The organism is Algoriphagus zhangzhouensis (assembly GCF_900148515.1).
GTDB classification, from domain to species: Bacteria; Bacteroidota; Bacteroidia; order Cytophagales; family Cyclobacteriaceae; genus Algoriphagus; species Algoriphagus zhangzhouensis.
In genome coordinates, this window is the sequence record NZ_FRXN01000009.1 from 1 (window position 1) to 21,997 (window position 21,997).

Annotated in this window: 11 protein-coding genes; 5 read left to right on the plus strand and 6 right to left on the minus strand. The window is 38.9% G+C overall.

Features of this window, described 5'->3' with window-relative positions:
• The coding region (locus BUF13_RS20730; protein WP_342039407.1) for a glycine-rich domain-containing protein at positions 1-4,788 on the plus strand (4,788 nt) is incomplete at its 5' end.
• 13 nt (positions 4,789-4,801) lie between these two features.
• On the opposite strand, the gene BUF13_RS20260 is transcribed toward BUF13_RS20730, so the two are convergent.
• Positions 4,802-9,151, minus strand: a complete 4,350-nt coding sequence (locus BUF13_RS20260; protein WP_073573660.1) for a DUF748 domain-containing protein — start codon at positions 9,149-9,151, stop codon at positions 4,802-4,804.
• 1,076 nt (positions 9,152-10,227) lie between these two features.
• Complete coding sequence (locus BUF13_RS20265; RefSeq protein ID WP_073573661.1) at positions 10,228-11,262, minus strand: RluA family pseudouridine synthase; 1,035 nt, start codon at positions 11,260-11,262, stop codon at positions 10,228-10,230.
• Between the two features lie 54 nt (positions 11,263-11,316).
• Between BUF13_RS20265 and BUF13_RS20270 the strand changes: the two genes are divergently transcribed.
• Entirely contained in the window at positions 11,317-12,240 is a 924-nt protein-coding gene (locus tag BUF13_RS20270) for a 1-aminocyclopropane-1-carboxylate deaminase/D-cysteine desulfhydrase (RefSeq protein ID WP_073573662.1), read from the plus strand.
• 223 nt (positions 12,241-12,463) lie between these two features.
• Here BUF13_RS20270 and BUF13_RS20275 read toward each other — a convergent pair whose 3' ends face one another.
• From BUF13_RS20275 to BUF13_RS20285, 3 genes are all read right to left on the minus strand, one after another.
• Positions 12,464-13,108: an AlbA family DNA-binding domain-containing protein gene (locus BUF13_RS20275; protein WP_073573663.1), complete on the minus strand. Its 645-nt coding sequence runs from the start codon at positions 13,106-13,108 to the stop codon at positions 12,464-12,466.
• A gap of 9 nt (positions 13,109-13,117) precedes the next feature.
• On the minus strand, positions 13,118-15,160 hold the full coding sequence (gene uvrB, locus BUF13_RS20280) for an excinuclease ABC subunit UvrB (protein ID WP_073573664.1): 2,043 nt from the start codon (positions 15,158-15,160) through the stop codon (positions 13,118-13,120).
• Between the two features lie 61 nt (positions 15,161-15,221).
• Positions 15,222-16,412: an Lnb N-terminal periplasmic domain-containing protein gene (locus BUF13_RS20285; protein ID WP_073573665.1), complete on the minus strand. Its 1,191-nt coding sequence runs from the start codon at positions 16,410-16,412 to the stop codon at positions 15,222-15,224.
• 39 nt (positions 16,413-16,451) lie between these two features.
• On the opposite strand from BUF13_RS20285, the gene BUF13_RS20290 reads away from it, so the two are divergent.
• The 3 genes from BUF13_RS20290 to BUF13_RS20300 all read left to right on the plus strand — a co-directional run bounded on the left by BUF13_RS20290 (position 16,452) and on the right by BUF13_RS20300 (position 20,608).
• Positions 16,452-18,740, plus strand: a complete 2,289-nt coding sequence (locus tag BUF13_RS20290) for a T9SS type A sorting domain-containing protein (RefSeq protein WP_073573666.1) — start codon at positions 16,452-16,454, stop codon at positions 18,738-18,740.
• Positions 18,741-18,814: 74 nt separating this feature from the next.
• Complete coding sequence (locus tag BUF13_RS20295; protein ID WP_073573667.1) at positions 18,815-20,128, plus strand: gluconate:H+ symporter; 1,314 nt, start codon at positions 18,815-18,817, stop codon at positions 20,126-20,128.
• A gap of 6 nt (positions 20,129-20,134) precedes the next feature.
• Positions 20,135-20,608 (plus strand): RidA family protein, encoded by a 474-nt coding sequence (locus tag BUF13_RS20300; RefSeq protein ID WP_073573668.1) that lies wholly within the window; start codon positions 20,135-20,137, stop codon positions 20,606-20,608.
• On the opposite strand, the gene BUF13_RS20305 is transcribed toward BUF13_RS20300, so the two are convergent.
• A complete protein-coding gene (locus tag BUF13_RS20305) occupies positions 20,605-21,996 on the minus strand; it encodes an MltF family protein (RefSeq protein WP_073573669.1) in 1,392 nt (463 codons plus the stop codon). The two genes, BUF13_RS20300 and BUF13_RS20305, sit on opposite strands and share 4 nt — an antisense overlap.
• Position 21,997: the final 1 nt, after the last annotated feature.

Below are 21,997 nucleotides of genomic sequence, written 5' to 3' on the forward strand. Positions count from 1 at the left end.
GGGAATACAATCACAATCTCCGGGACTCCTTCTGTTTCTGGGACATTCAATTATTCCATTCCAGTTGAAGGTTGTCTCTCTTCCGGTGTAAATGCAACAGGGACTATAGTAGTTAACCCGGTGGCAACAATATCAAACATGACAGGAGGTGCTTGTACAGATGGAAGCTTCTCCTTTGTTCCAACAAATGGCATTGATGGATCGATTCCAGCTGGTACAACCTATTCTTGGTCTGTACCTACTGTTACAGGAGGAATGACCGGAGGAGTTTCTGGCAGTGGCGCTAGCGATATTTCCGGAACTCTTTCAAATCCAACCAATTCACCTCAAACAGCTACCTATCTTGTAACCCCCACTTCTGGAACATGTGACGGTCCTCAGTTTACGATAACGATTACCGTAGACCCTATTACAGCAATCACAACTCAACCAGACACGATGGGTGAAGTTGAATGTTTTGGAGATGGATTTTCTGAAATCTCAGTTTCTGCAATAGGAGGAGATCTAACCTACCAATGGTATAGCACCTCTACCCCAATAAATTCAGGTGGAACAGCTGTATCTGGAGCGACTTCGGCAAATTTCACTCCACCTTCAACCACATTAGGATCTAATTATTATTACGTTGTTGTAACGGGTAATTGTGGGATTGAATCTTCTGATGTATCTGGAGAATACATAGTTACACCACCTGTTACAACAGTAACAAATCACCCATCTACTTCAGACCAGACTGTATGTAATGGTGGAACATTTAGTCCACTTTCAGTAACGGCAATCGGAGAGGGAACCGTTAGTTATCAATGGTATAGCAATACCTCTAATTCAAATTCTGGCGGAACTTTAATTACCGGAGCAACTTCAGATACTTATACACCTCCAACCTCAACAAATGGAACAACTTATTATTATGTAGTTGCAAATAGTGACTGCGGCACAGTTCCAACCAATGTTTCAGGAGCATTTACCGTAACCCCTTTAACAGAAATAACTCTTGAAGAACTTGATGCTCAAGCGATATGTGATGGTGACACGTTTGATCCAATATCTATAACAGCAACTGGAACAGGAACAATTACCTATCAATGGTATAGTAATGCCACTAATTCAAATAGTGGTGGAACTTTAATTACTGGTGCTACTGCAGACACATACAATCCTCCAGCTACAGCAGCTGGCACTACAACCTTTTATTATGTAACTGTTTCAAGTGATTGTGGTCCAAATGTCACTTCCTCTGTTTCTGGAGCATTCACTGTAAACCCTTTACCTGTACCTACATTTGTGACAGAGCCGACATCAGATATTTGTGTTGGTACCTCTGTAACTTATACCACCCAATCGGGATCAGGTGAACATGATTATTTATGGACCATCCCAGGTGTATCGGGTACAGATTACACCATTACATCTGGAGGAATTGGAAGCTCTGACCCAACGGTCACAGTGACTTGGTTAACAGATGGATCTAAAGATGTTTCCGTCTCATATACCAATGCAAATAATTGTATTGCAACAACAACTGCCGATAATTCTCTAATTGTTAACCCCCTTCCAGTTCCGACTTTTGAAGTAGAACCTACGGCCCCTGTTTGTGTTGGCTCTTCAGTAACCTATACAACTCAATCAGGGTCTGGAGAATCAAATTATCTATGGACTATTCCTGGAACTTCTGGGGTTGATTATACTATAACCTCAGGAGGAAATGGAACTTCAGATCCTACCGTTACACTGACCTGGTTAACAGATGGATCCAAAGATGTTTCCGTCTCATATACCAATGCAAACAATTGTATTGCAACAACTACGGCTAACAATACACTCTTTGTTAACCCTCTGCCAGTTCCAACATTCACCACATCTCCTGGAGCCAACGTTTGCGAACAAAGTGACGTAACCTATACTACTCAATCTGGAAAATCAGATTACATCTGGAATATTCCCGGCACAGAAGGAACAGATTATACAATAACTTCAGGAGGAACAAGTTCTGATGAAACTGTGATTCTACAATGGTTAACCACTGGATCTCAAACTGTAGAAGTAAGTTATACTGAACCAAGCACTGGGTGTATTGCCACATCGGCGGCCAGCTCTACAACAGACGTTGAGCCATTTGCAACAGTGGGAGCAACCTCAGTTGCATTTCCAAGTGTTTGTAGCAATAATCCAACGTTAACTCCTTTCACTCAGCCAACTACAGGTGTCACTGGGATTGGAACTCCTACGGGCCTACCTGCAGGAGTGACTGCAACTTTCAATTCCTCTACAGGCAATATCGAATTTTCTGGAAATGTAAGTGGTGCAGCGACAGGGTTATATACCTATAGTATTCCATTGACAGGCAATTGTATAAATGGGCTGGAAGCGACAGGGACTATTGATGTCACTCCAGACTACGAAATCACTGCAATTTCATCTGTTTCTGCAACCTCCATAGGAGGTTCTGCGACTGTGACTTTTTATGGAGATCCAGCTGAAATGCTGAATGGAACCTATGAACTATATTATCAAATAAAGCAAGGCGGAGGTTCATTTTCATCCCCAATAGCTGTTACGGCAACTGTAAATAATGGAAAAGGGACATTCTCTACTACCGCAATAAATAGTAATGTTGATACATATACCGTTCAGTTATTAAGTATTAAAAAATCCACTGATGTTTGTAACATTATTTTAACAAGCCTTCCAACTACCTATTTTGGTGTATGCTCAGCAGTATTTACTTCAGGAACCAATACATTCTATGTTCCCGCAAATGTTTATAGCATCACTATTGAAGTTTATGGAGGAGGTGGCGGAGGTGATAATGGCGGTGCTGGAGGAGGTGCTTACTCTATTCGTACAAATGTTCCTGTTACTCCAGGAGAACCTTTAGCTGTTATAACGGGAGCCGGTGGAGCAAGAAATGGAAATAATAATGGCGGAGTTTCCTATGTAACGAGAGATTCAAATATTGCCGACCAACTAGCAAACAGTTTAGTTTATGCAAATGGTGGTAATAGCGGATCTAATTCAAATGCTAATAAAGGAGTTGGAGGTACATTTGACACTCGGTATTCTGGCTATAACGGCTCCACCGTAACTGGAAATCCTGGAGGAGCCGGAGGAGGTCCTCTTGGGGGTGCTGGTGGTGCAAATGGAGGAGATGGATATTCTCCCGGCGGTGGTGGCGGAAAGGCCAGTGGACAGGGTGGTGATGGAGGATCTGGACTAGTTGTAATTTCATATTCTTGTCCAGATGCAGATAATACTGATTGCGTCACTGTAATTGATGATGGGTCAAAATCTGGATACACCGTATTGGAATATACCTGTGATGATACATGGACAGCTCCAGAGGGATTATCTGAATTCACTGTATATGTTGGAAGTGGAGGAGGAGGAGGAGGAAGCGGTGAAGGATCTGGTGGTGGTGGTTCAGGAGCTTTGATAGTTCAGACGTTTACTACTACCAACCCATATGGTCTACCTGCAGGAACGGATTTTGGAATAATAGTTGGAGCGGGAGGACCAGGTGCAGGTGTTGGTGAAAGACCGGGCACTAATGGTGAAGCCTCAGAATTTACAGGAGAAATTGATGGCAATTCAATTGATATTTTAGTAGCAGGTGGAGGCGGTGGAGGTTCTCAATTGGTAAATGCAGGCGGCCATGGCTCTTCTGGAGGAGGTGGAGGTGCAACCCCAGCTCCAAATAAATCCTTCGGAGCCGGCGGTAATGCTATTCCACTAACTTATACAGGTACTCCTGATGCAGTATACAATGGAAATCCTGGAGGAAATGGAGATTACAATGATCCCCAAAATGCTATTGCAGGTGGAGGCGGGGGTGGTTTGGTACCATGGAAGTTACCTCCAGCCAATGATGGTCAAAATGGAAAAGCAGCAGGGGCTGGTCAAGGAGAAGGTGGTAGAGGAGGTGACGCAATCAATCTTGCTCTTGGAGACTCACTTCGTTATTTTGGAGCCGGAGGAGGCGGTATCGGTGAATATTTTAATGGAACAGAAAAAATTGGTGAGGGAGGCAGTTCTTTGTTAGATGGAACCAAATTGGGGGGAGATGGAAATTTAGACATTTTAAATACAAGCGGAATCGGTTATTCTGGTGTAAATAAAACTGGTTCCGGAGGTGGGGCCGGATACAACGGTGGTGGAAAAGGAGGAGATGGAGTTATTTACATTGTCTTTACAAACTTCTCCATCCTTGAAGTCGAATACCTCTACTTTGAAGCTTCTTATCTGGAATCTGATCGATCTGGTAAATTGAAATGGGCGACATCTCAAGAGTGGGAAAACTCTCATTTTGAAATTGAGCGCTCCATAAATAATGTAAAGAACTGGGAGAAAATTGGTGAAGTTGAAGGTGCCGGATATTCAAGTGAAGCAATAGAATATGAATTCATTGATAAAAATCTACCTGTCAATGGGGGAATGATCTATTACCGCTTGAAACAAGTAGATTTTGAAGGAGACTTCACTTACAGTGTAACTCGTTCCATTCAAGCGAATCCGAAAAATGGATCAGGATACTGGGTCGCTTATCCAAATCCAAGCGGAAGAACAGAATATGTGAACCTAAGCCTTCTGAACCCATCAGTTTATCAAGATGAACCAATCATTGTAAGAATATCCGACTTTAAAGGAGTTTCTGAAAGCTATACAGTTCATAGCCCAGAAGATGTAAGCAATACAGTAAATTATCACTTGAGAAATTCAGATCACGGACTGTTCATCATCCAGCTACTCTGGGGTAAACATGAACAGCAAATCAAGATTATTAGAAAATAAAAAAAGAGGAAGATTAATCTTCCTCTTTTCTTTTAGGCATTTGTGGTTGCCCTAACCCAATACTCCCTTTCAATCCACTCAAGGTAGCCTTCCACCAAGTATTAAAAATAAATTTAGATTGGTTTCTCTTTACATATATATCTGAACCTACCGCATTCCCAAATAGCTTCCTAGGATTATTGTTCTTGATTAGAGTATTCGCTAAAAATGATTCTATAGCCAATTTTCCACGTCCTTTTACCATTGTGAGGGAGTCTACCAGATCAACTTTCAATCCCTCATATAAGAATAACATCTTCCCTCGCACCTCCTCATTATCCATTCTAAAACTCCAATCACCCGAATTTACTCTCCCCGACTTTGCTTTGACGAATGCCCCTTTGCTCAAAATATCGTTTACACTTGTCAAATCCATCGGACCCATTTGAACAGTCACATCCATTGGGCTTTGAGGTTCAAAGAGCAAATGAGCCTGCAGGTCAACTTCACCTTCTCCCATGACCCATGCTACAGCTTGAACATTCATAGAATCTACAGGATGAGGCTCCCCTTCCAAACTAGTGACAAATGGGGACAATGAAACATTTAAATTTTCGAATGCCACTCCACCAGGCATTTGAGAACCAGGAGTAAATTCCTGGTACCTAATTCTCCCATTTGACACCCTAATAGAATCCAACCAAATTCTCAAATTGGCATTTTCCATAAAATATTGAGGCATTGGCTTGAAAACATTCTCCAATTCAGGCAATCTCTTATCTCTGAATACATCCATATGCATCTTATCGATCAAAAGTCTGTCTGCTTTGTATAATTTATTTTCAAAAAACTCTTTAAAATCAATTCCAACAAGATCCAATTGGCTTATATCCAGATCAATTGCATCAGTCTGAAATCCTTTTTCCCTTAAATAGGAATACCTTCCTTTGGAAGGACTAAAATTCAAGCCCTTTACCTGAAGATTTTTTCCAGAAAAAGTCAGGTTTTTAATTGTAAGTAATTCCAAACTGTCCTTGGTATAAAATTCATAATCCGACAAAGAAAAGTCTAATCCTTTGTCAATAAGGACCTTTGGATTAAACTCGTTGGATTCTTCGAGGACATCAAAATTTAAATCTCCTACTGAAAAATTTATTGACGGGAAATGCATCCCCTTTAAAGGAATTTTCTCTTTTGTGTAAAGCCCAACGTCCCCTTCCAATACGGCGATATTTTGAATTAAAAGAGAGGAAATAAATGGGTCTTGCAATTCCTCTTTTTCCATCGAAACTTTACTTTCAGATTTTCTGGCACTATCTAAATATAGTTTTAATGCAGGTTTGTAAATCCTTAGATCCTGTAGATCAAAAACACCTGATTTTTGTATTTCTTCAAGGGAATTGTTTTTGATTCCAATCTCCTCGATCGAACCTTCCACTACTAGGCCCATTGAATTTTTCAAATCTTCCAAGGGCTTGATTTCAATCCCAGAAATAACAGTTTCATCTTTAGAATTATCAAAAGTTAGGTTGGACAACTGGATAGAATGCAGACTATCAGGCAAGGCAAAAGAAAAGTCATTAATATCTATTGCTACTTGGTTAAATAAACTGGAGAGGTTCACATTTGAATCCGAACTTTCGTCCATAAAAAAATCTTTTACTGAAATATCAAATGAGGTCTGAATGGATTGCACCCCCTTTTCTCCCAGAATGTAATTGAGCTGAAAGCCAGAATTCAAGGCATTAATCTCATTTACTTTTATAAAATTCAAGGTCTTAGGCCGAACTTGCCTAGAACGACCCCTCCTATTGTTTTGAATCTCGGGGTTAATATTTAACAGAATATCACTTCCATCTACCATTAACTTATCTAAATCGAGTTGGTTGTCAAAAAGAAAATCCTCTAAGTCAATCCCCTCAATCCTTACCTTAGGCAATACCAAATCGATGGAAAGTTTACTATTTAAGCTTTCCCCGGGTTTTACCTTCAAAGTGTCGATGACCAATGTTTTTTCTTTTGTGTTAAACACCAGATCATTTGTTGTTACATCATAATCCCCCTTTGCAAGGGAAAAAGAATAATCTGCCAAATTCAGAATAATCTCTTCAGAGAAGAAAGTCCTTTGGGTGGTAGAATCTATTTCACCGTTTATTGAGAATCCTTTCAAGGTCAATCCCAAATCTTCTTCAGAAAAACTAATCTCCCTCCTACCGGAATAATCTGTATAGTTGAATTTGCCATTATCAAACTTAACAGAGTCGATCACAACTGTATAAAAGTAAGAACTTAGAATATCCTTTATCCCTTCTGAAGATTCCAGCTGAGGTCCCATTGGATCGATTTTTTTCTGCCTGTATCTTGTAAAAGTAAACTCAGGCTTGGGCACCAAAATCCTATCTATAAACAGTTTTCCTTCCAATAAGGCCTCCTTTATATCAATTCCCTCCATCCTGAAACTTGGAATCTGAAAATCAACTGCGACTGTTTTATTATAAGTGTCTAACGCATTTTGGATATTCTCCTCATCAGGCCTCAATGAGAAATTTTCGATTGCAACAACGGATTTTTTTGAGTCAACAACGATATTATCAGCACTAAAAACATGGAGGTTATCCCTTAGTTTCAGCTTGTATTTTTCCAAACTGAGGACCATCTCATCTGCCAATAAAATATCTTGGATTCTCATACTTGTATCTGGGGAGAATCTGACATTCTCAAGCAAGAGCCCGAAACTTTCAAAACCGATATCATTCGACCTAACTCCCGCTTCATTCTTGAATTGGACCTTGCCATTTTTCAAATCCAATTCCTCAATATTGACTTCATTCAAATATCCCAACAAAATGGAATTCCTCTCAGGAGTATTGTTTTCCTCAGAATTAGACTTAGACAATTCAACAATCTCTACTTGAGGAGAATTTATTCCAATTCTTTCGACATCTAGAATTCCTTGATTATAAAGCTTCTTCAGGTTAGCCTCCGTCAATTCGAGTTCATTCAATTTTACATTGATTAATTGATTAGGGACCTCTTTGATACTTGATGTATCCCTTGGCGTAATTTGAAATCCCTGAACCTTAATCTCATCCAAGAAAGAGGAAGCAAGAACTTTCTCACCTTTAATAATATGTGCTTCATCAGAAAGATATAAGGTCAAACCTCCAAGATTCATGGAGGCATCTTGCCCATAAAAGAACTGATTCTTCTTTCTTTCTTCATCTCCTCCTAAATAGAATTCAATCATTTTGAATTCAACATCATCGATTTCAATTCTATTTTTCAATGAATCTCTAAAGTCTGAAGTAAGAAAATGGCCTTGATTTACAGACAATTCTTGAACATGAAATGACTTCAAAAGCCCTTCTATCAGCTCATTTAAGTCTCCTGAATTCTCCTTTGAATTTTGTGATTGATGTGACTTGAGGACTTGAAGCTTTGGCCTTAAGAGAATAATCTCATCAACTTCCAATTCAGATTCCATAAAAGCGCGGTCCAAATCTACATTGCCAACCCTCAGCTGCTCAACATCTACGTCATAATAGGTCGGACTAACCTTAGTTTGATCAGATTCTAATTTGAATTTTTCTATGGAAATCCTCTTTTCCAAAGAACTTACCATTACCTCATCCGCAAAAAGTGTGTGAACCAGATCAGGCAACTCAAACCTGACCGATTCCAAATCAAACTCAAAGCCTTTGGCATTGAAAGGAGTCTTCCAGTTTTGAGAGCTGGTCCAGTCAACTCCTTGAATTACAAGTCTTGTGTTTTTAGCATTGATAGAATTCTGACTCAAGAAATTAAGAAATAACAAATCAGCGTGAACAATTTCAATCTTATCAATATAAACTCCACCGATAGGGATCTTTTCCAGACTTTTCTTAATCTCATCCTCAAGCCTTTTCACAGGGGAAACTTTGAGTGAGTCATATTTTTGATTGGTATCTCTTTTGGTACTATCCTTTAAACTTCCCGCAGGTAGTTCCAAGCCAATATCCGGATTATCCAATCGAATATCTCCGATGGTAAAAACATGATCTGACCAATCGTACCAAAGGTTTTTAAGGGAAAGTTCGTCCAGAGTGAAATCAAATAATACCTGATCTGAATTGGTACTATCGGTGTGTGTTGGCCTCATGACAATACCATTCAAGAATACACCTCTTCTAATCAATGAAAAATTAAGACGATTGAAATCAATTTGGTATACTCCGCCAGTAGCCTCATTTAATTTGGTCCTTGTCCAATTGACTAAAAATAAATTGGAGCCGAAATAGACTAAAAATTCCAAGAAAACTAACCCAAGAAATAAAACCATCAAAACCTTAACTACATTTCTTCGAAGGGGGTGGTTTGAGATTTTATCCCGAATGCGCTTGATCATAGACAGAATTTAGTCTAAAATACTCATTAACTATATAAAAAATAAAAAAAGCAGCCTTTTGAGGCTGCTTTTGCTGTAGGAGAAGGATTCGAACCTCCACGGAGTAGTTAGGCAATAGTCCGGTTTGTTCCAAGCTTTATTCCAAGATCTCCACCCCCGAGACAGGAGGGCTTGTCTGCCAATTTCAACACCCTACAGTGTTATATCTAATTCTGACCCCTTTTGAATCAGGAAAACTCTAAAGAAAAGCGACAAATTAACTTACATGTAAAAGTGAAACATGTCTCCAATGCTTAATTCGCCGCCTCAATTATATCTTAGTCATTTACTAAGGTTTAATAGGTTTGAGCCTTTCAATGCTCTGTCAGACTTGAAATGTATCAAATTCGACGCCTCAAAATTAGACAAATGCGACATTTATTAAAATTATGACAACATGTTATTTATTTTTTTATTGTATTTTTAAAATACATGCCAATCCATTTAATAAATGGAAATTGAAGCTACTTTAAAATGATTTCATTTATGGATTTTGCAATGGGTAAAATCAAAAATTTGGCATTTTGCGAATAAAGCAAGATTAATTTTTGGGCATAAAAAAAACCATGAAACAAAATTTCATGGTTTTAGTCAATTAACAATAAACCCAAAATAACCTGCTGTAGGAGAAGGATTCGAACCTCCACGGAGTAGTTAGGCAAATTTACGAGCTCGCTAAAATGCTTTATCCCAGACTCTCCACCCCCGAGACAGGAGGGCTTGTCTGCCAATTTCAACACCCTACAGTATAATTGTATTCAATTTCTGTCGCTTACCGTTTGTTAGCTTGAATTGATATTTCAAATATACGCCCATTCAGTTCTTTTTTGCAAATATTTCAAAAAATAAAGTGAATTATTACAGAATAAATAATGAAATCGATTGGAAAATTACATTTTATTAAAAACAGATGATTTTCAAGGCTGTTTTTTGCAAATTCCTTAACAACACAATCCAAAAATATATTTTCATCAATAATTAATCTATTTCATTACAAATTTTTCAATCATTTTATTTAAAAAGTAATTAATCATTAATCAATCAAAGGAAACATACGCTTCCCATTTATCTAAAACAGACTGAAAATCGGAAGGTAATTCCGATTCAAAAAACATATTTTCATTTGATGTGGGATGAATAAAGCCTAAGGACTTAGCATGTAAGGCTTGTCTGGGCATCATTTCAAAACAGTTCTGGACAAAAGTTTTATACTTAGAGAATTGAGTTCCTTTTCTAATCTTGTCTCCTCCATACATTGCATCATTAAACAAAGGATGCCCCAAATATTTCATATGAGCCCTAATCTGATGGGTCCGACCAGTCTCTAGATTACATTGAATCAAACTAACATACCTTAAGCGCTTTAAGACTTTCCAATGAGTCACTGCATGCTTCCCGTAGCTCCCGTCAGGATAGACATCCATCACTTTCCTGTCTTTGGCACTTCTTCCAATATGACCAGTTATCGTGCCCTCATCTTCCTCAGGCTCCCCCCAAACTAATGCATAATAAGTCCTTTCGATTGAATGATGGTAAAACTGTGCGGCCAATTGGGTCATAGCAAGTTCAGTTTTTGCAATCACCAATAATCCCGATGTGTCTTTATCTATACGATGTACTAAACCAGGCCTCCCATCATTTCCTGCCATTTCAGGCAGGTTTTGAAAATGATAAACCAGACCATTCACTAAAGTACCTGACCAATTTCCATGGGCTGGGTGAACTACCATGCCAGCAGGTTTATTCACTACCAATAGTTCGGGATCTTCAAAAATGATATCCAAAGGAATATTTTCACCCAATACTTCCGTTTCTCTTGGCGGCTTAGTCAGCATCACCTTGATCTCATCATTGGGCTTGATTCTATAATTGGATTTAGTAGGATTGCCATTGACCAAAACGCCACCGGAATCAATCGCCTGCTGCACCTTGTTTCTGGTCGCATTGGCAACCTTTTCAGTCAAAAATTTATCGATCCGCATCAAAGTCTGACCTTTGTCCACCAAAATTTTATGGTGTTCGTATAGGTCTAATTCTTCGTCTTCGAAATCTTCTTCCGGCTGGTTATTCATGACACAAAAATAAGAGGATCAGGAATAGTTTTTACAAAAGCTTAAATTTCCAGCATGATTCAGGCAAATCCCATCGTAAATCAGACTTTAGACCACCCTATATTGGAGGAAAAAGGTGTAGAATTGGCAATCAAGAGATTAGACCTGATTCATCCATTGATTTCTGGAAACAAATTTTTCAAGCTTAAATACAATCTTGAGGAAGCTGTAAATAAAGGATATAAATCAATTTTGACTTTCGGTGGTGCTTATTCCAATCATATTCAAGCCAGTGCTGCTGCTACCAAACTTTTTGGGTTGAACTCAATAGGACTGATTCGTGGAGAAGAAACCTTACCACTTAATCCCACTTTGGATTTTGCGCAAAGTCAAGGTATGAAAATAGAATATGTCAACCGAGCAGATTATCGAAGAAAAAATGAAACTGAATTTTTAGACGAACTCAAAAAGAAATATCCAAACTGCTTCATCATACCTGAAGGAGGAACCAATTCATTGGCCATCCAAGGTACTGCAGAAATATTAGAAGATGGTGACAAGGATTATTCTGATATAATTTTATCAATCGGAACTGGAGGAACTTTTACTGGGATTTTAAAAAGTCTTCAACCTAATCAAAAAGCACTTGGGATCTCTTCTCTAAAAGGGTCATTTATTAACAAAGAAATCTCCGAGCTACTAGAAAAGAATCAAATCCTAACCAATGGTGAATGGGAAATCAATACAGCATACCATTTTGGAGGGTACGCCAAATACAATCAGGTTTTGATTGATTTCATTTGGGAGTTTTATGAATCATTTGGAATAGTTTTAGACCCTATTTACACTGGTAAAATGATGTTTGGAATCTGGGATTTAATCAAAAAAGACCAATTCCTAAAAGGTTCAAAAGTCCTAGCGATTCATACTGGAGGGCCTCAAGGGAACTTTGGATTCTATGAACGAACCAACATTAAACTTCCTCTTCTTTCAGAGTAAAAAGCTCCTCGGGATTTGCAATTCCGAGGATATATCGCTGGATTTGAAATCCGTTTTATTCAAAATCAAAATTTTGAACCAATCAAAACTGGTGCAAAAATTATATTGAATTAGTCATTCTAATTTCAAGAAATCCTTGAGTCAAAGCTCTATTTATCCGGATTAAAAATCCTAAGATATCTGATTCGAGATTACAAATCTCGAATAGCAATACGAACTTACATTAAACTTCCTGGTCTTTCAGCGTAAAATAATCCTCTGATTCTTGTGGATGGATTTCCAATACATTTGCCAAAGTCAATCTAATCAAAGTCCTGCTTGCTAAAAAATAAGGAAGTTTGGCATGTTTGGCATATTCTTTCAAAGTGATTTTCCCATGCTCAGCCAACAACTTCATCAAAGCTTCCTCTTTCTGACCATAAGTAAAAACCACATCTTCTGACTTTTTACTTTTCTTTAAAATCTCCCAGACTTCTTTACTTGCCTGGACTGTTCGGTCTTTAACTCTTACAAAAGACTTCTTCTTGTTTTTCTCCCACAAAAAATGAGGACGTTCATCACTCTTTGGGATTTTAAACAGAGCAACCCCCTTTTTCTCATTCAATTTTATCTGATCTAATTCATAAGGAAGGGACGGAAATATGAACTCCTTAATGGCTCTTTCCATGACAAAAACCTCTTCCTCGATAAATCGCTGCCCACTGACTGTCCCATCATCATCCACTCCAATCAATAAATATCCACCAACCGTATTGGCCAAAGCAATCAGTTCACGGACGATTTTCTCAGGAAAAGCGGCTTTCTTTTTGAATTCCAACGTGAGCCCCTCTCCTTTCGAAGCTAGGACTTTTAATTCTTGAAGTGTCATGATCAATCATCAATTTCCCAATCCCCGATTTAACTCCTCCAATCTGGACTTTTGTGACTGCCATTCGTCACGAAGTCTTGCTGCTTCCATGAAGTTCAGTTCTTTTGCAGCCTTTTCCATCTGCTTCTGAGTTTGGGCAATCAGTTTCTCCAATTTGTCCTTGCTCAAATACTGAACAACCGGATCAGCTGCCATGGAAGCTTCACCAGGCATAGGCTCGGCATAAATCTTAGCATTCTTTTTGGAATCGGCCACTTTGGTTTGACCCATAATCTTGTCTCGAGACTTGATCACAGTTCTTGGAGTAATGCCATGCTCCTCATTATAGGCCATTTGCAATGCTCTTCTACGCTTGGTCTCATCGATTGCCATCTGCATGGAATCGGTAATTTTATCAGCGTACATGATCACTCGGCCTTCGGAGTTTCTAGCCGCACGACCAATTGTCTGAACCAAGCTTCTTTCATTTCTTAGGAATCCTTCCTTATCTGCATCCAAAATCGCAACCAGGGAAACCTCAGGCAAATCCAAACCCTCTCGAAGGAGGTTCACTCCAACCAACACGTCAAAAACTCCCAATCTCAACTCTCTCAAAATCTCTACCCGATCCAAAGTCTTCACCTCTGAGTGAATATATCTGGATTTGACTCCTGCTCTTTCCAGGTATTTTTGTAACTCCTCTGCCATTCGTTTGGTCAAAGTTGTAACCAAAACTCTTGCCTCTGACTTGATGGTTTGATCGATTTCTTCCAGCAAATCATCGATTTGATTTTGGCTAGGTCTCACCTCTATTGTAGGATCCAAAAGCCCTGTTGGACGAATGATTTGCTCTACAACCACTCCTTCTGTCAAAGCCAATTCGTAATCTGCAGGCGTGGCTGAAACATAAACCACTTGATTGGTCAAATCTTCAAATTCATCAAATTTCAAAGGTCTATTGTCCAAAGCCGATGGAAGCCTAAAGCCGAAGTCGACCAAGTTGACTTTTCTAGATCTATCTCCTCCCCACATGGCTCTGACCTGAGGCACAGTCACGTGACTTTCATCAATCACCAACAAGAAATCATCCGGGAAATAGTCAAGCAAACAGAAAGGTCTCATACCCGGGCTTCGTCTATCAAAGTAGCGAGAATAATTCTCCACTCCAGAGCAATAGCCTAGCTCCCTAATCATCTCCAAGTCAAACTCTGTTCTCTCCTGAAGGCGTTTTGCTTCCATGAATTTTCCTTCTTTTTCAAAGAAATTCACTTGAGCAACCATGTCATCTTGGATCTCTTTAATCGCTACCTGAAGCGTATCTTTTCCTGTAACGAAAAGGTTGGCTGGAAAAATAGAAATGATTTTTTCATCATTTAGCTTTTTCCCGGACCTAGGATCGATTCTTTGGATTGCTTCGATTTCGTCTCCCCAAAAGAAAATTCTATAACCCCAGTCTGCATAGGCAACAAAAATATCAACAGTATCGCCTTTAACCCGAAAAGTACCGTGGGTTAGATCTTGATGAGTTCTTGAATAGAGAATATCAACTAATTTAAAAAGTAGCTGATTCCTAGGAATTCGGTCTCCTTCTTGAAGTCGAATGACATTTTTTGCAAACTCTTCGGGATTACCAATACCATAAATACAGCTTACAGAAGCTACCACAATGACGTCTCTTCTACCTGTTAATAATGCAGAGGTTGCACTCAATCTGAGCTTTTCGATCTCTTCATTGATCGAAAGGTCTTTTTCGATATAAGTTCCAGAGCTAGGAATAAATGCCTCTGGTTGATAATAATCGTAATAAGAAATGAAATATTCTACGGCATTATCAGGGAAGAATTGCTTGAATTCCCCATAAAGTTGGGCTGCAAGAGTCTTATTATGACTTAGAATCAAGGTTGGTTTTTGAACCTCCTGGATTAGGTTTGCTACTGTAAAGGTCTTCCCAGAACCTGTCACACCCAATAAAACTTGGGCCTTATCCCCATCGCGAACACCTTGAGCCAATTGCTTGATTGCTCCTGGCTGGTCTCCGGTAGGTTGATAATCAGATGTTATTTTGAATTCCATAATTCCTTTTCAAACCTTGATAACAAACAGCCCTACCCTAAAAGTTTATTCAAAACCAAATTCAGGCCTTTATTGGCTTATATTTTTCAATATTATAATACAGATAATTGGTTCTAAGGATCACAACCAAGAAAATCGGAATCAAGCTTGGGTGGAAAGATTCCCATCCCATAATCCAAAATACAACAGCGGCATCTGCCAATATTAAAGCTGCTAAAAGGTAATTTCTCACCCAGATTTTGAGATTCTTTTTTGCCAATGCAATTGCTAAAACCAAATGGCCAGGGAAAGCCCATAAAATGTTCCAATTCCACTTAGTCGCACTATGATCCGTAGCAAACCAAAGCAAGAAAATCACAATTCCTAAAATTCCTAAAATTGAGAATAGAGCTATATCAAAACCGATAAACAGCTTTTTCTTTTTGAAACCAATAAAAGTGATTGCTATAAATCCAATCGCGATCAACCAAAATATCCAGTATGGATTTATCGAACTCATTGAATTATCTGGTTTTGGAAAATCCAAAATAACCGTGGATTCCCTCACTAAAGGTCGAGTCGGCCCATCTCCTTGGATTTCGGCTCGTGCAAATGCCTGCTCCATATAGTCTGGCAAAAACTGTTCTTCTTGTGGAGTGGCATCTCTGTCAATCACAGCTCCAAGAGCTAAATCAATCCCTAAATCCGCCCATGGCATTCTCAAGACATATTCATCAATCAGATTCCTGAATGTTTTCTCATCAGCGACCTTCTGATCATCATTCCAAACCAAATCATCGCCAAGGACCAAATCCATCGCATCACGAATACGAGTAGCACAATTGTCAAAAAAGAAATCATAGCGATAATACCTTCTATCGGGCATGTAATTGACTTCCAAAAACTCCAACATGTATTGGGTTTGCTCAGGAGACAAGTCCAAGACTTGCTCTCGAACTGCTCTTCCCTCAGCATGATAGGCCGCTAAAAAATCAGAGTAAGTACTGACGCTGAGCATATAATCCAACTTCCCTGAAGCAAACTTCCCATAGAAATTTGGGGTGTTGAAGTTAAATGTGCCATAGTTAAAGACGTAATCAGTCCTTTTCGACTTATCCAATACCCTTATAGCACTATGACCAAAAGCCATATACAATTCATCTCCAGGATCGCAAGTCAATAAACTGATTCGGTATTGTTGGGCTTTAGCAATTGAAACTAGCGAAACTAACAATACAAACAATATACCTATTACTTTCTTTTTACGAATCATTTCGTTAACTTAAACTACTTTTTTAGAAATACTTTTATCATGGCAGGTAGGGATACGAAATCAGTCCAATTGTTCCTTTTCGTTGGCCGAATATACAGCATTCTATCGGCATTAGTAGGAGTATGCTTTATTCAAATAGAAGCCAATTGTCAGGAAATAAATGCTTATAAGACTATCTCTTCTGGTAACTTCAATACTCTAAGCATTTGGCAAGTTTATAATGGAACAAGCTGGAATCCAGCTACGAATTTACCTGATCAAACTACAGACATTTATATTGATCAAACTCATCTACTCACTCTATCTCAAAACGAACAAGTCAAAAGTCTATTTATCAATGCTGAAACTGGTGCTAATCAAAAATTAAACTTAAATGGGTTCAATTTAGATGTCTTTGGGAGCTTAAATGCATTTTCCGGAGCAGCACCAGGCTCCCCATCCGGAGCATGGAACAGTCAAAATTGGATAGGTAATTCTCCTTCAAGCACTATTACATTTCGAGGTTTGAGTCGAGTTATCATCCCTCTAAATTCATGGAGCGGATTTACAACGAATAGCCGATATTCTGTAATATTTGATCCAGACTCCGGAGCAGAATTGGTGGTAGAGGAACCTTTTAAGTCTCTGAGTTTTCTAATTGCAAACGGAACAGTCCGACAAAAGCTAGACACCTCAGTCTCTCCCAACTTTTGCCCTTCATTTTCTTTTAACAATGAAACATTAGTCTATGGTCCAGGACCTTTTGGGACGTTTATTATTGAATCTGGTGGAACTTTGGTGAGCGATTGTAATGATGATATTATTTTTCGTTCCAATACAACAAGTTCATTGCTATTTGACTTACAATCTAGAGGTCAGTTGGTCTTTGAAGGGAATGCTCCCAAAATGGAAGTTGCCAATTTTCAATTAAATGGGACTTTGATTTACCGAGGTAGTACCGGTTCCAAAATTTTTGTCGCTAGCACTTTTTTAGACGCAGGCATTCCTAGTCAAATCCACTCTCTTGAACTTCAAAGCAACAATAATCTCACTTTGCCTGCCTCATTATCCTTTTCAGGAGATATTATAAAAAGTGGAGCGGGAAATTTCATCGGAACTAATACCCATCTGTATACCAATGGATTCAGTGAGCAGCATATCCCAGAACTGACAATTCAGGATTTTACGCTCAGCAAACCAAGCTCCTCACTTATTTCATCAGGAGATTTGGAGGTCTTGAGAAACCATTACATGTATTCAGGGATATTGGATTTAGCTAATCATAATTTAGAATTGAACTCTTCCGGATTAGGGGGACTGAATTATTTCGGAGGCAGCTGGAAAAGCATCAATCAATTTACCTATTTCAACACTCCCAATCTTCTCACTTCGGCAAATGCAACATTTCCATACGAGGATCAGACCAATGGTGGCTTGAGGAAAGTGCAATTGCTAGGTTCCACTGCAGGTGGAAACCTCACAATCAACTTCACTCAATATCCTGGAGCAGAATACAATTCAAGTTTTAATGATAATGATGGCACACCTATCCTATATCGCCTATTTTCTTATTTCCAATTTTCCGGATTAAACTCTAGTACAAATCTCCTTGAAATGAGAATTTCCGCTCATCAATTAATAGTAGATGACGTGGATGATCTTAGAATAGTAGGAACAGGGTATGCTGCACCAGGCTCACATTTACCTGGATTGGACCCAACAGAATTATGGGCTAGAAGGCAGATTTCAATTGATGATTTATCAGGTGTCAATTTCACAATTGGCAGTTACAGAACATTAAGCATTTTGCCAATCGAATTGCTGACATTTGATGCGTTTTGGCAAAATAAAAATGCAATCATTTCTTGGTCATTTGTTGACTCTAAGGATTTACAAATTGAACTATATAGATCAATAGAAGACACAAATAACTGGATGAATATCGACCAAATAACTTCAGAATCATCCTCCCAAAACAAATTTCAAATATTGGACCCGTCAGCTTCCGTTTTTAAATCCAATTATTATAAGTTGAAGATCATGGACCAAGACAACTCTGTTCATTGGAGTAAAATAATCAGACTTGGCCCACTGAATTCTCCTGAATCCAATATTAAAATATATCCTAATCCATATTCCTCTGGCGAACTTTCCATAGTTATACCTTTAGAATATGACGCGAATACAGCTATCATTCAGATCATAAAAATTAATGGAGAAGTAATTTATGAATCAAACCTCAATCAAAGTCAAATGATCGAAAAGCTAAAAAGCCTTCCAGCTGGTTCATATTTAATTAGATTTTTTAATGACGCAGAATTTCAATTGATTCGTTGGATTCGTAGATAAACTCAGATTATCAAAAACCCAAATTGAGTTTCCTCCAATTTTTCTATCTTGAAAGTTCAACCTTAACCCAACCTATGACCATTTTATATGTATTGATCAGTATTGCCATTTTGGTACTATTGATCGTCTGGGCAAAGCTCAATCCATTTTTGGCTTTTTTGATTTCTTCTATTTGTGCTGGCTTTTTATTGGGAGTTCCTCCAGAGCAAATTGCCAGTTCAGTTCAAAATGGAATGGGGCACCTATTGGGGGATCTGGTCATCGTCATCGTAATGGGAGCAATGCTTGGAAAGCTAGTCGCCGAAAGTGGAGCCGCACAAAGGATAGCGAATTTCTTGATGAAGGTTTTTGGAGAAAAACATATCACGTGGGCTATGTCTTTGACCGGTTTGGTAGTAGGAATCCCACTTTTTTACAATGTAGGCTTTGTACTATTAGTGCCTTTGGCTTTTACGGTAGCCTATCAATATAAAATATCTGCAGTTTATGTCGGAATCCCATTATTGGCTGCACTTTCCGTCACTCATGGATTTCTACCTCCACATCCATCTCCAGCTGCTTTGGTGGCTCAATTTGATGCCAATATGGGTTTAACCCTTTTTTATGGCTTCTTGATCACTATCCCAACGGTGGCAATCGCGGGTCCCATCTTTGCCTCAAGGCTAAAAAATATCGAAGCGAAACCTCTGAAGACATTCCAGGCAGAAATAAAAGATGAAAGTGAGTTACCTGGAATTGCCAATAGCTTTATAACAGCTCTATTGCCTGTAGTCCTATTGGTAAGTACGACCGCACTAAACTTAAATATTTCACCGGAAAGCTCATTTGCTCCAATCGTAAGCTTCATTTCTGATCCAGGCATGGTTATGTTGATTTCCGTGCTTATTGCGACATACACTTTAGGTTTAAAAAGAAAATACTCCATGAGTCAAATCATGGATCTTTATACCCAAGCGACAAAAGACATCGCGATGATCTTGTTGATTGTTGCTGGAGCTGGGGCATTGAAGCAAATCTTCACTGATTCTGGAGTTAGCTTGGTCATTGCCGAAGGATTGAAAACTTGGCAGATGCATCCATTGGTTTTGGCTTGGTTGATCACAGCAATTATTCGAGTTTGTGTTGGGTCAGCAACCGTGGCTGGACTAACTACAGCAGGTATTATAGCTCCTTTGGTAACAACCATGAATGTAGATCCAAATCTTCTAGTTTTGTCTATCGGAGCCGGAAGTTTGATGTTTTCACATTTCAACGATGCCGGGTTTTGGATGTACAAAGAGTTTTTTAATGTCAGCATTAAAGACACCATCAAAACCTGGTCAGTGATGGAAACATTAGTCGCCGTATTTGGACTAATTGGTGTATTGATTTTAGACTTGTTTATTTAAAAATATATGGAAACAGCAGAAAGTAACTTTGCAAAATTAGGACTCAATCTACCACCTGCTCCCAAACCATTGGGAGTTTACAAGCCTTGTCTCATTGATGGAAAATATTTGTATCTATCAGGACACGGAACAGTCCAAGACGATGGTACTTTGATCATCGGAAGAATCGGGGAGGATATGGATATGGATCAGGGAAAATTGGCAGCCAGACAAGTCGGATTGGCCATGCTTTCCACTATCAAAGCGAATTTGGGATCTTTGAATCGAGTGAAAAGAGTCATCAAGGTTCTCGGAATGGTCAATTGCATTTCCACCTTTGAAAAACATCCATTCGTCATCAATGGAGCAAGTGAACTCTTTGCTCAAGTATGGGGAGAAGAAAATGGAATTGGAGTACGTTCTGCTGTAGGAATGGGAACACTTCCAGATAATATCCCTGTGGAAATCGAAGCTATGTTTGAATTGCATGAAGGAGCCTAAGGCTCCACCAATGCTTTATAGGACTCAAAGATATTCAAGACATCCTTGACATAGTTTACTGCCAAATGACCTTTGGCAAACCCACTTTTGACTATAGGATCCCGATAATATTCGGGATCACTTTTTAATTCCAGAAAAGAAGCGACGTCTTTCCAGCTTTGAGTATTTGCACCATACTTTAGGGCCAATCTCCAAGCATCCTCCACATGACCATGGCCAATATTGTAAGAAGCTAAGACAAATTTGATCCTCTCATTGGTTTCAGGGACTCTCTCCATCCAAAACTTATCCAAATACCTCAAGTACCGGATTCCTCCCATTAGTGATTGAGTTGGGTCATTAGGGTTTTCCACCCCAAACCGTTCCAAAGTAACAGGCATCAGTTGCAAGAGACCTTTGGCTCCAGCATATGAAGTAGCCGTAGTATCAAATCTGGATTCTTTGTAAACCAATGAAGCGAGAAGTCTCCAGTCCCAACCTAATTCTCCAGCTCCTTCTTGAATTAGCTCGTCATAGACAGAAATTCTATTTCCTGCCAAAGAAGAAAATGGACTAGTTGATCTGAAATAGCTATTCTTTGAATTAAGAAAGTACTTCGCGTATAGCATCGGAATAAATTGCTTTTGTTTATCCTCTAGCCATTGGTTGACTGACTCTAAAAGTTTTGGAGAATTGTCACGGACGACCCAGGAGACATTTTCAGCATCTGTCACTTTCCATTTGATGTCCAATCCTTCATAATAGGTAGCATTTGCCAATGCAATATTTTGATCTGCAAGCGTATACTTTATTTCACCCTCCACTACTTGATCAATCAACGATTCTTCATGAAGCGGAGACTCCATGACCATAAAATCCACTTGAAGAGAATCCTTGATTTTACAAAGTTGAGATTTGTAAATAGCACCATGTCTTACATAAACAGTGTCCGATTGCAAATCTTCCCAAGATTGAATCGATTCGTTTTCACGGCTGACTAAAACTGTACTGATTTTTCCTAAAGGAGAGGTAAATGTTGCTTTGCTTTCCCGATCAGGATTAGTCTCCAAATTCATAGCAATGATATCCACCCGACCATCATTTAGATACTCAAATGCTTTATCAATATCTGAAACCAAAACGAGATTGAGCTGAACACCAAGTCTTTTTGCTAGGTCTCGCAAAAGCTCGTATTCATACCCCATTCTTCTACCTCGATAGATATAAAAACCAGTAGAATTATTATCCACAGCAGCTCTAATAAAGCCACGGGTTTTTATTCCTTCTAAATCTAGAATGTAAGTTTCTTTGGCAAAGGGATCCTGAAAATGCTTCTCCAAAAAGGTGCATTGCACACCAAAAAGCAAGATTATCAGGGTTCCAAATAGAATGATGACTCCTTTTCTCATA

Coding starts and splice junctions, on each gene's coding strand:
- BUF13_RS20260 (WP_073573660.1), bottom strand. CDS start 9,151: ATGATCAAGCGCATTCGGGATAAAATCTCAAACCACCCCCTTCGAAGA.
- BUF13_RS20265 (WP_073573661.1), bottom strand. CDS start 11,262: ATGAATAACCAGCCGGAAGAAGATTTCGAAGACGAAGAATTAGACCTA.
- BUF13_RS20270 (WP_073573662.1), top strand. CDS start 11,317: ATGATTCAGGCAAATCCCATCGTAAATCAGACTTTAGACCACCCTATA.
- BUF13_RS20275 (WP_073573663.1), bottom strand. CDS start 13,108: ATGACACTTCAAGAATTAAAAGTCCTAGCTTCGAAAGGAGAGGGGCTC.
- uvrB (WP_073573664.1), bottom strand. CDS start 15,160: ATGGAATTCAAAATAACATCTGATTATCAACCTACCGGAGACCAGCCA.
- BUF13_RS20285 (WP_073573665.1), bottom strand. CDS start 16,412: ATGATTCGTAAAAAGAAAGTAATAGGTATATTGTTTGTATTGTTAGTT.
- BUF13_RS20290 (WP_073573666.1), top strand. CDS start 16,452: ATGGCAGGTAGGGATACGAAATCAGTCCAATTGTTCCTTTTCGTTGGC.
- BUF13_RS20295 (WP_073573667.1), top strand. CDS start 18,815: ATGACCATTTTATATGTATTGATCAGTATTGCCATTTTGGTACTATTG.
- BUF13_RS20300 (WP_073573668.1), top strand. CDS start 20,135: ATGGAAACAGCAGAAAGTAACTTTGCAAAATTAGGACTCAATCTACCA.
- BUF13_RS20305 (WP_073573669.1), bottom strand. CDS start 21,996: ATGAGAAAAGGAGTCATCATTCTATTTGGAACCCTGATAATCTTGCTT.